This window comes from Lentzea albidocapillata (assembly GCF_000719115.1).
In the GTDB taxonomy this organism is placed as follows: domain Bacteria; phylum Actinomycetota; class Actinomycetes; order Mycobacteriales; family Pseudonocardiaceae; genus Lentzea; species Lentzea albidocapillata.
Window position 1 is genome coordinate 71,355 of sequence record NZ_JOEA01000018.1, and the last position, 13,282, is coordinate 84,636.

Sequence of the window (13,282 nt, forward strand, 5' to 3'; positions counted from 1 at the left end):
TGTGGACATAGGCTTCCCCTATGCCTCTCCCGCCCAGGGTCTCCGACCTGACCAGCTTCGACCTCCTGCTGAGCGTCGCCGAGCTGGGCAGCATCGGCCGGGCGGCCAAGGCGCACGGCATGTCGCAGCCCAGCGCCAGCGAGCGGCTCAGGACCCTCGAGGCCCGCGTCGGCGTGACGTTGCTGGAACGCACCTCGCGCGGCGCGCGGCTCACCACGGCGGGACAGCTCGTGGCCGGCTGGGCGGCGCAGGTCATCGTCCGCGCGGCGGACCTCGACGCCGGCATCACCAGCCTGCGCGCGGACCGGCAGAGCCACCTCAGGATCGCCGCGAGCCTCACCGTGGCCGAGTACCTGCTGCCCGCGTGGCTGATCGCGCTGCGATCCGTCAGCCCGGACACCGCGACCGTGCTGTCGGCAGGCAACTCGGTGCACGTCGCCGAGCAGGTGCTGGCCGGGAAGGCCGACCTGGGGTTCGTCGAGAGCACCGACGTGCCGGCGGGCCTGGCGAGCCGCGTCGTCGCCACGGACGAGCTCGTCCTCGTCGTCGCACCCGCCCATCCCTGGGCCAGGCGCCGCCGGGTCGCCGCCGCGAAGGCCGCCGCGACGCCGATGGTCAGCAGGGAGTCCGGTTCGGGCACGCGGCAGGCCTGGGAGCACGCGCTGGGGCTCGCGGGCATCAACGAGTCCGCGGCGCCGTTGCTGGAGATGTCGTCGACCACGGCGATCAAGGCGGCCGCGATCGGCGGCATCGGCCCGGCCGTGCTCAGCCTCCACACCGTGGCCACCGACATCGCCGCCCGCACGCTCGTCCGCGTCGAGGTCGGCGAGGTGGACCTGCACCGCGACCTGAGGGCGGTCTGGCCGTCCGGCCGGACACCCCGGGGCCCCGCCTCCGACCTGCTGACCATCGCGACGCGTACTCTCACCCACCGTGCCGACCGGCGGTAGCAAACAGGTTCGCGCCGCGCGCAAGCGCAAGAAGCGCATGGCTCGCGTCGTCCACGACCTCACCGACGCGCAGTGGGACGCCCTCAAGACGTCGTGGGGCGGTTGCGCCTACTGCACGGCTCCGGCCGGTTCGCTGCAGAAGGACTGCGTGCAGGCCATCTCGCGCGGCGGCCGTTACACGCTCGGCAACGTCGTGCCCGCGTGCGGGTCGTGCAACGCCAGCAAGTGCAACGCCGAGGTGACGGGCTGGCTGCGGCGCAAGAGGCTCGACGAGCGCACGTTCCTGGTGCGCCACTACGAGATCTCGAACGAGCTGACCGCCCGCTTCGCCACCCCACCAGACGCCGGCGGCAGTCCAGAGGCGTGACGGTGCTGGACCCCGCCGTACAGCTCAGGCCGAGTTGCGAACGGCGTTGTAGCCCTTGTAGAGCGCGTCCCACGCCTTCTTGCAGCGGGCGTTGAGCTGCCCGTCCTCGCTCATGCCGCCGGCCGCGAACCACGGCTCGCACGGCACGATCTCGCTGAGCTGGCGACGCACCTCGCTGATCGCGGCCTGGCCCGTGGGTGGCAGCTTGGCGGCCTGCTTCTCGACCTCGTCGATCACCCCCGTCACGTCCGGCATGACGTGGCTGCAGTTGTCGGCCGGGGCGACGGGTTCGCCGCGCAGGCGAGCGGCGCAGTCCGTGAGCAGGACGCCGATCGCGTCGAGCCGGGGCTGCAGGTCCGGCAGCGGAGAGCCGGTGGCCGAGGTCACAGCCGGGGTGATCGTGGGCAGGGACGAGGTCCCGGCGCTGCACCCGAACAGGAGGAAAGCCAGCGCAATGGCGGAGTAGCGCATGCCGAGCAGCGTAGCGAGACGACAGGGCGGCCAGAGCCGGGGATGCTCTGGCGGCCCTGCGTTCACCCGATCAGGGTCATGCGCGGAGGCAGGACTTCACGCCGTCCGGGAAGAACGACTTGTGCGGTGGCCGGGGCACGGCCGCCGGTGTTCTGGCCGGAGTTCGCTGATCCACACTGAAAGTGCTTGCGGCACAATGTTCTTTCATTCCTGAGTGGACGGTTCAGTCCGGTTCCAGGTGAGAGCGCAATCACAGTCACCGCGCAGCTCACCCGGTACCGTTGGAGGCGTGAACATCAGCCTGAGCAGCGACTTCGCGGACACGGTGCCGGAGATGGCGGTCTCCTGGGAGGCCGTCACCGTCTCCGAACCGGAACTCCTGGCACTCAACGAGCCACTCGCGAAGGAACTCGGCCTCGATTCCGCCTGGCTGCGCACTGAAGGTCTGTCCTTCCTCGTGAGCGGCAAGGGCGTCGCGCAGGCTTATGCCGGTCACCAGTTCGGCGGCTACTCACCCAGGCTCGGCGATGGCCGCGCGCTTCTTCTCGGCGAACTGACCGACACCGAGAGCCGGCTGCGCGACCTCCACCTGAAGGGCTCCGGCCGCACCCCGTTCGCCCGCGGCGGCGACGGGCTGGCCGCGGTCGGCCCGATGCTGCGGGAGTACGTCGTCAGCGAGGCCATGCATGCCCTGGGCATCCCCACGACCCGTGCGCTGGCCGTCGTCTCCACCGGCCACGTCGTGCAGCGCGAGGAACCGCTGGCGGGCGCCGTCCTCGCCAGGGTCGCCGCCTCGCACCTGCGCGTAGGCAGCTTCCAGTACGCCCGCAACACCGGCGACCTGGACCTGTTGCGCCGCCTCGCCGACCACGCGATCGCCCGCCACCATCCCGGCAGCACCCACCTGGAGCTCTTCTCACACGTGGTCGCCGCCCAGGCGTCCCTCGTCGCACGGTGGATGCTCGTCGGCTTCATCCACGGCGTGATGAACACCGACAACATGACGATCTCCGGCGAGACCATCGACTACGGCCCATGCGCGTTCATGGAGGCCTACGACCCGACGACGAAGTACAGCTCCATCGACCACCGCGGCCGCTACGCGTTCGGCAACCAGCCGATCATCGCCGAGTGGAACCTCGCCCGCCTCGCCGAAGCCCTCCTGCCGCTGTTCGCCGACGACGAGGACGAGGCCGTCTCGCTGGCCCTCGCGACGCTGCGGACGTTCGACGCGCACTTCGAGGAGGCCTGGACCGGCGGCATGCGGGCGAAGCTCGGCGTGTCCGGTGACGTCAAGCCCCTGCTCAAGGACCTGCTCGCGCTGATGCACGAGAACCACGTCGACTTCACGTCCTTCTTCCACCTGCTCGGCAAGGCGGCCCGCGGTGACGCGGAGCCGGCCCGCTCCCTGTTCCTGGACCTCGCGGCCATCGACGCGTGGCTCGCGCGCTGGCGGGAGCTCGGACCGGACGGCGCGGCGATGGACCGGGTCAACCCCGTCTACGTGCCGCGCAACCACCTCGTGGAGGAGGCGCTGGCGGCCGGGGCGGACGGGGACATGGGCCCGTTCGACCGATTGCTGAAAGCGGTTACCTCCCCGTTCGGCGAACGGCCCGGCCTGGAATACTTCGCGGCTCCTGCGCCGCAGGACTTCAGTGCCACCTACCGGACCTACTGCGGGACTTGATGAAGCTGCAGCCGATCGGCCACGTCGAATCGCCCCTCACCGACCGCTCCGCCGCGCCCAAGCAGGCGGACGAGGGAGCGCCGGAGGCCTTGCTCGTGTTCGCGCCCGAGTACGCACGGGCGATGCGGGAACTGGAAGCGGGCCAGGAGGTCCTGGTCCTCACCTGGCTCGACCGCGCCGACAGGTCGGTGCTGGCCGTGCATCCCCGCAGCGACCCGGACCGCCCGGAGGCCGGCGTGTTCTCCACGCGGTCGCCGGACCGGCCGAACCCCATCGGGCTGCACCACGTCCGGATCACGGCGGTGGACGGCCTCGGGGTGCGGGTGGCGCACCTGGAGGCCATCGACGGCACGCCGATCATCGACGTCAAGCCGGTCCTGGGCCCGGAACGCTGACCCAGGTCGTCGCGGAACGGCGACTCGCCGCACGGGTGTCGAGACCGTCCCGGTGGAGGGGTTTGACCGGCGGGTACCCCTTGGCCATGAGCCAACCAGTGCCGCCAGCGGAGCCCGTGCCGACCACGCCGGGCCCGGACCAGCCCCGCCCCACCGGACCCGACCAGCCCCAGCCGCCCGGACCGGACCCCGATCCCCTGCGCCCGCCAGGGCCGGACCCGGATCCGCTGCCGCCGGAACCGAGGCCGCTTTAGAAGTTTGAACCGCCAAAAGCCGGGTACAGGCACCTTGCCACTGCCGGACCCCACTCTGGAGCACGCCATGCTCAGTCGAGAGGAACACCAGCGGCTCATCGACATCGAGGACCGCTTCCGGGTCTCCGACCCGGACCTGGCCCGCGCGCTGAGCGAAGGCCCCCACTCGCAGAGGAACCTGCGTCAGCGCGCGGTCGCCGTGCTGGCCGCGCTGGCGTTCAGGAAGCGACCGGGATCGGCCGGCTGACGGTCGCGTTCGGCGGGCGCACGCTCAGGAGGAAGCCGCCTTCTGCAGCTCCTTGCGCAGCTGCTCCTTGGACATGCTCGAAACGCCGTCCAGCCCGAGGTTCTTGGCCTGCAGGAGCAGTTCCTCCCGCGTGGCCTGGCCCGGCATGTCGCCGAGGTGGTCGGCGCGGCTGCGCGCGAACGCCTCGCCGAGCGCGTAGCGGCGTTCCGCGCTGAGCCGCTTGCGCATGCCCGGCAGGACCGTCTTCTCCTCTTCCTCCACGTGGTGGGTGATGGAGTCGACGACGTCCTGCAGCGCCTTCTCGTACTGTGGCGAGTCGTATTCGGTGTCGAGGAGCTTCGCGAGCAACCGCTCTGCCTCGGCGTGCTCCTCCTGGCTGTGCTCGACCTCGTCGTCCCCGCCCGCGGCCTTGGCCGCCGGGTAGACCTCGCCCTCCTCGGCGCGGCTGTGGGCGACGAGCAGGCCGCAGAGCACCGGGGTGAGCAGCGGCCGTTTCTCCGGGTGGTTCTTCAGCTCGTCGAACAGGCGCTCCACCTCGCGATGGTCCTGCATGATCAGGTCGACGACGTCGTACTGCATGGTGGTTCTCCCTCAGTTCGGGTGATTCCTCGGATAGCGCGTGGAGATGGGCGCGAGACCGCGCCGTCCGATCCGGCCGAGCGCTACGCCGAAGCCGCAGATCACAGCGACGGCGACGATCGCCCCGATGACGATCGACAACGCCAGACCGGCGTTCAGGAGCCCTGCCGCCGCACCGGCGACGACCCCGGCATTGATCCCGTTGACGAGGTTCACCAGGCCGGGCACGCCGAGTGCGTTGCCGATCAGCCGTGGCCGCCTGGCCTTGCGCCAGCCGGTCTGACCGCCGTCGACCTCGACACCGAGGGTGTCGTCGTGCAGCTGACGCACGAACACGTCCCTTGTGGACGGTTCGAGTTCGGCGTAGACGGCCCTGATGCGGTTGATCCCCAGGCCCGCCTGGAGGTCCTCGATGCTCAGCTCCACCGTGCGGAACAGGGTGGTGAGCCCGATCATGAAGAGCGCGGTGAAGACGACCAGCAGCAACGTGAGCAGCACCGTCAGCGTCACCACCTGTGCGACGAACCCGAGGGCGATCATGGACGCGGAGATCGTCGTCAGCAGGTGACCCGCCCGTCCGGTCGCGTCGGTGATCGTCGCCGTGCGGATCATCTGCAGCGTGTTGTGTTCCATCGTCAGGATCGTCAGCGCCGACGCCTTGTCCACTTCCTGCACGTCAGCGTCCGAGCGCGTCGGCGAGTTCTTTCTTCGTCATGGTGGAACGACCCTTGACGTTCTTCTTCTTGGCCTCGTTGTAGAGCTGTTCCTTGGTCTGGCCCTTCGGACGGTTCGTGCCCGACCGCTGGCCGCCGCGCTTCTGCGGTGACATGTCCTTGGTGGACGACCTGCTCGCCGTCTTGGACTCACCGGCCTGGGCGCGGTTCTTGTTCACCGTCCGCGCCGCGATCTCCTTCGCGCGCTTCGACGAGGCGCCCCGGTCCTCGGCGGAGTCCTTGATGTGCTCGTACTGGCGTTCGCGTTTCGCATTCGATCCCGCGGGCATCACGACCTCCTGACTCGATGCTGGTCCGCGAATACCCCCGGTCAGGACGATTCACACCCGATCGACCGGGTAGCCAGGGTCCATGGCGATCTCTTCCCGGCTCGACACCGCCCGCGTGTTCACGACAGTGCTGCTGCCCACCCTCGCCAAGGGCGTCATCGTCCGCAGGCCCGGCGTGATGGCGGCCGCCGAGAAGGTCCAGTCCGACACGAGGGCCATCGACACGATGCGGAGGCTGCGCGACCGCTACGGCCCGGAACCGGTGCGCCTGCGCATCACCGGCCGCAGCGTCGCGATGCTGGTCGACCCCACCGACGTGGGCAGGCTGCTCGCCGGGTCACCGGAGCCGTTCGCGCTGGCCACGAAGGAGAAGAAGGCCGCCCTGAAACACTTCCAGCCGCACGGGGTGCTCATCTCGGAAGGGCCGGAACGCGATCGGCTGCGCCGGCTCAACGAACGCGCGCTGCGGCCGGAGAACGTGCCGGCGGAGGCGATCGTGCGCGACGAGGCCGACCTGCTCACCCGGCACGTGATGAGCACCGGCGAGCTGACGTGGGAGTCGTTCAACCAGGCGTGGTGGCGCATCGCGCGCAGGATCGTCCTCGGCAGCGGCGCCCGCGCCGACGACCGGCTCACCGACGACCTGAAGGCGCTGCGCGAGAACGCCAACTGGGCCTTCCTGCACCCGAGGCAGCGCGGCCTGCGTGAACGCTTCCAGCGTCGGCTCGACGGGCACCTGGCCCGGCGCGAGGAGGGCAGTCTGGCCGCGCAGCCCGGTGACCTGTCCGGTCAGGTGCCGCACTGGCTGTTCGCGTTCGACGCGGCCGGGATCGTCACGCTGCGCGCACTGGCCATCGGGGCGCGCGGCATGAACGGCATCCTGGAGTCCGCGCGGTTGTGGCCGACGACGCCGGTGATCCTGCGGGAGAGCACGATCGCCACCCGCTGGCACGGCACGTGGCTGCCGGAGAACACCGAGTTCGTCGTGTTCACGCCGTTCTTCCACCGCGACCCGGACAGGCTGCCGTTCGCCGACCGGTACGCCCCCGAACTCTGGGACGGCCCGCGCGACCCGGCGATCGTGCCGTTCAGCGCCGGGCCCGGTGAGTGCCCCGGCCGTGACCTGGTGCTGACCACCGCCGCGACGATGCTGGACACCCTCTCCGAGCACCTCGCGTTCCCCACGCTGAGTGCTCCGCTGCCGGGCACGCTGAACCACTTCGGCCTCCGCATACCGGCCGAGCCGACGGGTACTCGCGTCTCATGAACACCCCCCGCTACGCCGTGGTGACCGGATCGGACTCCGGCATCGGCAAGGCCGTGGCCGTCGCGCTGGCAGGTGGTGGCGTCGACGTGGGCATCACCTACCACGAGGACGCCGCCGGAGCCGAGAAGACCGCCGAGGAGGTCCGCGAGGCCGGTGCGCGCTGTGCGGTGCGGCAGCTGGATCTCACCGGCCTGCCGGACGCGGCCGACGTCGTGGACGAGCTCGCCGCCGAACTGGGCGGCGTCGACGTCCTGGTGAACTGCGCCGGCACCGGGAGCAGCCAGAAGGCGCTGGACATGCCGTTCGACACGTGGCGATCGGTGCTCTCGGTCGACCTGGACGGCGCGTTCCTGTGCTGTCAGCGCGCCGCCAGGCAGATGATCGAGGCCGGCCGCGGCGGACGGATCATCAACATCACGTCCGTTCACGAACACCTGCCCCGCGTGGGCGGCGCACCGTACTGCGCCTCGAAGGCCGGTCTCGGCGCGCTCACCGAGGTGCTCGCACTGGAACTGTCCGAGCACGGCATCACGGTCAACTCGGTGGCACCGGGCGAGATCTCGACGCCGATGACCGGCCAGGAGGACGTCGACCCGCACACGCAGCCACGTCCGGGCGTGCCGCTCGGCAGGCCCGGCAGCGCGCACGAGGTCGCCTCCGTGGTGGCGTTCCTGGCGACTCCGGCCGCGAGTTACGTGACCGGGGCGTCGTTCGTCGTGGACGGCGGGATGTCCCTGATGGGGCCGCAGGCGAGCCAGCTGTTGACCGACGGGAAGTGGAGGCAACCCTGATGCGTGCCGTGGTGCTCAACTGCACCTTGAAGAAGTCACCGGACCAGTCCAACACCGACCTGCTGGCCCAGGTGGTGATCGACGAGCTGACCAAGAAGGACGTCGAGGTCACCTCGTTCCGGCTGGCCGACCACGAGATCCCGCCCGGCGTCGTGACCGACCTCGGCGGCGGCGACGAGTGGCCGAACATCCACCAGCTGCTGCTCGACGCCGAGATCCTGGTGCTCGCGACCCCGACGTGGGTCGGCCATCCGTCGTCGCTCGCGCAACGGGCGCTGGAACGGATGGACGCCATGATCTCCGAGACCGACGACCAGGACCGGCCGGTCGCCTACAACCGGGTCGCGGGCGTGGTGGTGACCGGCAACGAGGACGGCGCGCACCACGTGATCAGCGAGATCTGCGGCGCTCTCGGCGACATCGGCTACACGATCCCCGGCCAGGCGTGGACCTACTGGAACCGCGGCCCCGGCCCCGGTCCGAGCTACGCCGACACCGACGAGGGTCACGAGTGGTCGGAGAACACCGGCCGCACGATGGCCGCCAACCTGCACGCCGTCGCCCTGGCCCTGGCGGAACGCCCGATCCCGGCCTGAGCCAGCGCCACGAGCGCACCGATCGCCAAGCCGACCAGGACGTCCGTGGGCCAGTGCACACGGGTCCTGAGGCGGCTGTAGGCGACCAGCAACACCAGCGGTGTCACGAAGAAGGCGGCCTCGCGGTCCGCCAGCGCGGTGGCGGTGCCGAACGCGGCCGCCGTCGCCGCGTGCTTGGACGGGAACGACGACGAGTCCGGGTGTTCCGGCAGCGCCTGCCGCGCCGGCAGGTTCGCGGCCGGGGGCCGGCGCCGGTGCACGACCAGGCTCACGAGGTGCCCGAGCGGCATGGCGATCATGGCCGCGGTGAGCGCGCGCTTCGCGGCTTTTCTCTTGCCGCACAACGCGAGCAGCCCCGCAACCGGCAGCCACAGGACGCCACCCCGCGCGGCCAGGCTGACGACGATGATGATCGGGTGCGGACGCCTGGTGGGCAACGCCTCGCTGTTGTGCAGCGAATCCTCGTCCAGCTCCTCCAGTTCGTCCTCACCTGTCATGCGGCTCACCTACCCAGAACCGGGCTGGCCGGAACCTCCCGCCCCTGTCCCAGCCCCTGCACGATCGCCCTGAGCGCCTCCTGCGCGTCGAACTTCGGCTGCCAGCCGAGCTCCGTCCTGGCGCGCGACGCGTCGAGCAGCGGTGACTTCAGGGCCAGGTCGACCCATCCGGGCGGCGTGGGTTGCAGGCGCAACCGCCACGTCACGCTCGCCAGTGACCGCATCAGCTTCGGCGGCACGGTGACGTGCCGGCCACCGAGCACCTCGGCCAGCGCCCTGGGAGTGATGACGGGTTCGGCGACCAGGTTGATCCCGCCGTGCGGCCGCTGCTCCAGGATCCGGACCAGGCCGTCGGCGACGTCATCCGCGTGCACGAACTGCAGCACCAGGTCGCGCGGAATCGGCAGGACGGGAATCCGGTGCCGGAACACGACTTTCGGCACCAGGTTGCCGAGGAAGTAGTCGCGGATCTCGGAGCCTGCCTCGGACTGCAGGATCAGGCCGGGCCGCGGCCGGGAGATGAGCAGATCGGACTCGAACTTGTTCAGCATGTGCTCCACGGCGGCCTTGTGCCTGCTGTAGAAGGACGTCCTCACGCCGTCGACGGGCCACGACTCGTCGACCCGGCGGTCCTTGCTGCCGGGCGAATACGCCCCGACCGACGACATGTGGACCAGGTGCGGCACGCCGGCCTTCACCGCCGCACTGAAGACCTGGGCGGACCCCGCCACGTTCGTCCGGTACAACAGCCGCTCGTCCCGCGAGGGCTGGATGAGCCACGCCAGGTGCACGACGGCGTCCGCCTGCTCGAACGCGACGCGCAGCACCTCCTCCGCGCCGGCACGGCCGATCTCGACGGGCGTCCAGGGCACGCCGCGGTAGGGCGGCGCGTCCGCGGGCGGGCGCCGCGAGATGCCGTGCACCTCGACGTCCGGCACCTCGGCCAGCCTGCGCAGCAGCGCCGTTCCGACGTTGCCACTCGCTCCGGTGACGACGATCCTGCGTGCTGGCATGGTTCCTCCGGGTGTCGGCCTGTACAGGCGGGTACCCGTTCAGCTGACGTCGAGAACCGCCTGTTTTGGTCGGACAACGCCGGGTACTGCCCATGAGTGGATCGCATCGCCGACGTATGGGGATCACGCACACCGCACGGACGTGGGGCGCACTGGCCGGTTCGGGTCGACCAGCAGCTCGCGGACGGCCTCGGGGAGTCCGATGTGGACGCCGAGTCACCCTTCAAGACGGGAGACGAGCACTCCTCCGTGCTTGACGAACGCCTCGGGCAACCAGGGCTGGTCGATCCTGCGGCCGTTCCACCGCGTCTCCTGCACGTAGACGCCCGGTGTGCCGGTGGCGAGGATCGTGATGTTCTTCTTGGTGATCCGGGCCTTCGGGAACATCGGGCTGGAGACGTGCAGTTCGGCACTGCTCGGCGTGCGCGGGTACAGGCCGAGCGCGGCGAAGACGTACCAGGCCGACATGGTGCCGAGATCGTCGTTGCCTGGCAGGCCGGACGGGCCGGTGCGGTAGACCAGCCTCGCCATCGCGCGCACGGTTTCCTGGGTCTTGCGCGGCTGCCCGAGCTCGTTGTAGATCCAGGGCGTGTGGATGCCCGGCTCGTTCGTCGGGTCGTACCGCAGCGCGTCGCCGCCCGTCGCCCACGAGCCGTCCGCGCGCTTGAAGAAACCGTCCAGCCTGGAAGCCGCGACTTCCTTGCCGCCCATGGCTTCCGCCAGGCCTTGGACGTCGTGCGGCACCATCCACGTGTAGGTGGCGCTGCTGCCCTGCGCGAAGCCGCGGTCCGAGGCGGGGTTGAACGGCATCACCCAGGTACCGTCGGCGTTGCGGGCCTGCTGGTAGCCGGTGGCCGGGTTGAAGGTGTTGCGCCACCAGCCCGCGCGCTCCTCCATCGCCTCGCTCGGGCGGCCGAGCCTGCGGCCCAGATCGGCGAGCGCCTGGTCGGCGACGGAGTCCTCGAGGGTCTCGGCGGCGCCTCCCCAGCAGTGGCAGGTGTCGTGCGGGGCGTAGCCGAGCCGCATGTACTCGGCGAGGTTCGGGCGCTGACCCTCGCACTGACCGGGGCAACCCTTGTCGGACAGCCCGTCCGGGTGCGGAACGGTCGCCTGGCGCAGCAGTGAGTCGTAGGCCGCGCGCACGTCGAAGTTCTTGGCGCCCATGGCGTACATGCCCGCGATGGCCGGGGCGGACGGGTCGCCGGTCATGACGTGCGTCGGGCCGGTGATGTGGACCCAGCGGTCCCACACGCCGCCGTTCTCGCGCGAGGTCTGCAGCAACGACTGGGCGTACCCGCTCGCGACGTCCGGGGCCAGCAGGGCGAGCAGCTGGGTGTGGGCGCGGTACTGGTCCCAGCCGGAGAAGTTGCCGTACCGCACCTCGCGGCCCACGTCGCTGATCACGTTGGGCTGCAGGAAGGTGTGGTAGAGCGCGGTGTAGAAGATCGTGCGCTCGTCCGCGGTGCCGCCGTCGATCTCGACCGCGCGCAGCTGCTTCGCCCAGGCCTTCTTCGCTTCCTTCGCCACGTCCGCGACGGACGCGCGCTTCGGGATCTCCGTCGCGAGGTTGCGCTTGGCCGCGTCGAGACTGGTGTAGGAGATGCCGACGCGCATCCGCACCTGTTTGTCCGCAAAGGACACGTATCCGCCGGATCCCTTGCCTGCGCGCGCACTTCCGGTCAGGTAACCCTCGCCACCGCTCGCGGTGGTGCTGCCGGGCCTGAGCTCGCTGTTCACCCAGGTGCCATGAGCCGAGATCGGGCGGTCGAACGACGCCGTGAAGTGCAGGCGGTAGTAGGTCTTCTGGTTGTTCGTGCCGCCGTTCGCGCGCCGGCCGCAGAACGCTCCGGTGAGCACCGAACCCGAGACGGAGCTGGTCGCCGGGTCGATCGTGATGTCGGCGTCCTCACTGCCGTTGAGCGAGTTCGACGTCCGGAACAGCAGCGAACCGTTGATCGGGAAGGTGAACTCGCCGATGCCCGCTCGGGTCGTCACGGAGAGGTCCGCCGTGGCACCGGACTTCAGGCCCACCCGGTAGCGGCCTGCCTCGGCCTTCTCGTCGGCGTGGGAGAAGTCGCTCGCGAAGATCTGGTCCTTGGTGTCCGCGGTCGGCGACGAGGTGATGTCACCGACGTGCGGCATGATCGGGATGTCCCCGGCGGCACCGGGATGGCAGCCCGCGCCGTTGACATGCGTGAGGCTGAACCCGCGCACCCTCGTCGCGTCGTACGCGTAACCGTTGGCAGCGCCCGTGTTGGTCTGGTCGCCACGGGTCGACGTCGGACTCCACGAGATCATCCCGAACGGCCGCACCGCGCCGGGATAGGTGTTGCCGCCACCCGCCGAGCCGATCAGCGGGTCGACGTAGCGGGTGTCGTCTCTCACCGCCGCACTCGCGGGAGTCGCCAGCGCGGCGGTGAGGACAGTGACCAGGAAGACCGGGAGCGCTCTCACGTCCGGGACGATAACCGGATTTCAGTAAACGCAGGGTGGCCGGTAGCCGTCGATCTTCAGGCTCTGGAACTCCAGATCGTTCTTCGTGTTGCCGACGAACACCAGGCCACGGGCGTCGTCGAGCGCGTCGGCGAGCGGGTAGGACGGCTTGCCGAGCGCGGGCAGATATGTCCAGTTCTTTGTCTTGAAGCTGAAGAACCGCTGCACGAGCTTGCCGCCCGTGGACGGCACCTTGGTGACCCACTTGTCGCCACCGCTCCAGAACGACGCGGGCCGCAGCTGGATGTAGAGGTCGTCGGTGGCGCGGTAGGTCATCCAGAAACCGGCCGACTCGGACAGGTCCGCCTCGGCCTCGAACCTGTTGCCCAGCCACACGACCATCACAGCCCAGTCGTCGGCCAGGAACCTGATCTTCGCCGTGTGCCCGCGCCGTCCCTTGGGCACGAGGATGCTGCCGGTCGCGGGCTCCGTGGCACCTTCACCACTGGCGATCCACTGCTGCAACCGGTCGATGGACGGGGTGGCGCACTCGCGGCCGTGCGAGGCGTTCGCCGCCGCCGTCGAACTGAGCGTGAACAGCACCGCGCACGCGATCACCGCGACGCGGCCGAACGTCGATTTCAAGCGCATCTGGCGGACCGTAGCGGAAATTGGTTTAAACCATTTCCGTTCACCGTTGACAGGGTCTCACCTGGTTACCTGGACAGCGGA

General features: G+C 70.1%; 16 protein-coding genes. 8 read left to right on the forward strand and 8 right to left on the reverse strand.

The features are described 5' to 3' along the window. Positions 1-20: 20 nt before the first annotated feature. Both IG04_RS0128735 and IG04_RS0128740 read left to right on the forward strand, forming a co-directional pair. Positions 21-950 carry a LysR family transcriptional regulator gene (locus tag IG04_RS0128735; RefSeq protein ID WP_030479859.1) on the forward strand — a complete coding sequence of 310 codons (930 nt, stop codon included), beginning with the start codon at positions 21-23 and terminating at the stop codon, positions 948-950. Beyond that, positions 934-1,317 carry an HNH endonuclease gene (locus IG04_RS0128740; RefSeq protein WP_030479860.1) on the forward strand — a complete coding sequence of 128 codons (384 nt, stop codon included), beginning with the start codon at positions 934-936 and terminating at the stop codon, positions 1,315-1,317. Before IG04_RS0128735 ends, IG04_RS0128740 begins: the two co-directional genes overlap by 17 nt. Positions 1,318-1,341: 24 nt before the next feature. On the opposite strand, the gene IG04_RS0128745 is transcribed toward IG04_RS0128740, so the two are convergent. Next, entirely contained in the window at positions 1,342-1,788 is a 447-nt protein-coding gene (locus tag IG04_RS0128745; RefSeq protein WP_030479861.1) for a hypothetical protein, read from the reverse strand. Between the two features lie 289 nt (positions 1,789-2,077). On the opposite strand from IG04_RS0128745, the gene IG04_RS0128750 reads away from it, so the two are divergent. The 3 genes from IG04_RS0128750 to IG04_RS0128760 all read left to right on the forward strand — a co-directional run bounded on the left by IG04_RS0128750 (position 2,078) and on the right by IG04_RS0128760 (position 4,371). Further along, positions 2,078-3,475, forward strand: a complete 1,398-nt coding sequence (locus IG04_RS0128750; RefSeq protein WP_030479862.1) for a protein adenylyltransferase SelO — start codon at positions 2,078-2,080, stop codon at positions 3,473-3,475. Continuing rightward, positions 3,475-3,870: a tRNA (N6-threonylcarbamoyladenosine(37)-N6)-methyltransferase TrmO gene (gene tsaA, locus IG04_RS0128755; RefSeq protein WP_030479863.1), complete on the forward strand. Its 396-nt coding sequence runs from the start codon at positions 3,475-3,477 to the stop codon at positions 3,868-3,870. The genes IG04_RS0128750 and tsaA overlap by 1 nt, the downstream gene beginning before the upstream one ends. 321 nt (positions 3,871-4,191) lie before the next feature. Then, positions 4,192-4,371, forward strand: coding sequence for a DUF3040 domain-containing protein (locus tag IG04_RS0128760; protein ID WP_030479864.1), 180 nt, complete (start codon positions 4,192-4,194; stop codon positions 4,369-4,371). A gap of 24 nt (positions 4,372-4,395) precedes the next feature. Here the strand turns inward: IG04_RS0128760 and IG04_RS0128765 are convergent, their stop codons facing one another. Genes IG04_RS0128765 through IG04_RS0128775 form a run of 3 tightly spaced genes read right to left on the reverse strand, consistent with a single transcriptional unit; the run spans position 4,396 to position 5,953 of the window. Further along, positions 4,396-4,950, reverse strand: coding sequence for a hemerythrin domain-containing protein (locus tag IG04_RS0128765; RefSeq protein WP_030479865.1), 555 nt, complete (start codon positions 4,948-4,950; stop codon positions 4,396-4,398). 12 nt (positions 4,951-4,962) lie between these two features. Next, complete coding sequence (locus IG04_RS0128770) at positions 4,963-5,625, reverse strand: hypothetical protein (RefSeq protein WP_030479866.1); 663 nt, start codon at positions 5,623-5,625, stop codon at positions 4,963-4,965. 1 nt (position 5,626) lies between these two features. After that, positions 5,627-5,953, reverse strand: a complete 327-nt coding sequence (locus IG04_RS0128775) for a hypothetical protein (RefSeq protein ID WP_030479867.1) — start codon at positions 5,951-5,953, stop codon at positions 5,627-5,629. An 82-nt stretch (positions 5,954-6,035) separates the two neighbouring features. Here IG04_RS0128775 and IG04_RS0128780 point away from each other — a divergent pair, with 82 nt between their 5' ends. From IG04_RS0128780 to IG04_RS0128790, 3 genes are read left to right on the forward strand one after another with little or no spacing between them, the layout of a single operon-like run. Then, positions 6,036-7,220 (forward strand): cytochrome P450, encoded by a 1,185-nt coding sequence (locus IG04_RS0128780; protein WP_051770873.1) that lies wholly within the window; start codon positions 6,036-6,038, stop codon positions 7,218-7,220. Continuing rightward, positions 7,217-8,011, forward strand: a complete 795-nt coding sequence (locus IG04_RS0128785; RefSeq protein WP_051770875.1) for an SDR family oxidoreductase — start codon at positions 7,217-7,219, stop codon at positions 8,009-8,011. Before IG04_RS0128780 ends, IG04_RS0128785 begins: the two co-directional genes overlap by 4 nt. After that, entirely contained in the window at positions 8,011-8,607 is a 597-nt protein-coding gene (locus IG04_RS0128790) for a flavodoxin family protein (protein ID WP_030479870.1), read from the forward strand. The genes IG04_RS0128785 and IG04_RS0128790 overlap by 1 nt, the downstream gene beginning before the upstream one ends. Here the strand turns inward: IG04_RS0128790 and IG04_RS0128795 are convergent. The 4 genes from IG04_RS0128795 to IG04_RS0128810 all read right to left on the reverse strand — a co-directional run bounded on the left by IG04_RS0128795 (position 8,517) and on the right by IG04_RS0128810 (position 13,201). Continuing rightward, entirely contained in the window at positions 8,517-9,104 is a 588-nt protein-coding gene (locus IG04_RS0128795) for a phosphatase PAP2 family protein (protein ID WP_063758332.1), read from the reverse strand. The genes IG04_RS0128790 and IG04_RS0128795 overlap by 91 nt on opposite strands. A gap of 5 nt (positions 9,105-9,109) precedes the next feature. Next, positions 9,110-10,117, reverse strand: a complete 1,008-nt coding sequence (locus IG04_RS0128800) for an NAD-dependent epimerase/dehydratase family protein (protein ID WP_030479872.1) — start codon at positions 10,115-10,117, stop codon at positions 9,110-9,112. Between the two features lie 216 nt (positions 10,118-10,333). Then, the gene (locus tag IG04_RS0128805) at positions 10,334-12,571 is read right to left on the reverse strand and encodes a GH92 family glycosyl hydrolase (protein ID WP_211257834.1); all 2,238 of its coding nucleotides are present in this window, start codon (positions 12,569-12,571) and stop codon (positions 10,334-10,336) included. 21 nt (positions 12,572-12,592) lie between these two features. Then, positions 12,593-13,201 carry a hypothetical protein gene (locus tag IG04_RS0128810; protein WP_051770879.1) on the reverse strand — a complete coding sequence of 203 codons (609 nt, stop codon included), beginning with the start codon at positions 13,199-13,201 and terminating at the stop codon, positions 12,593-12,595. Positions 13,202-13,282 lie beyond the last annotated feature (81 nt).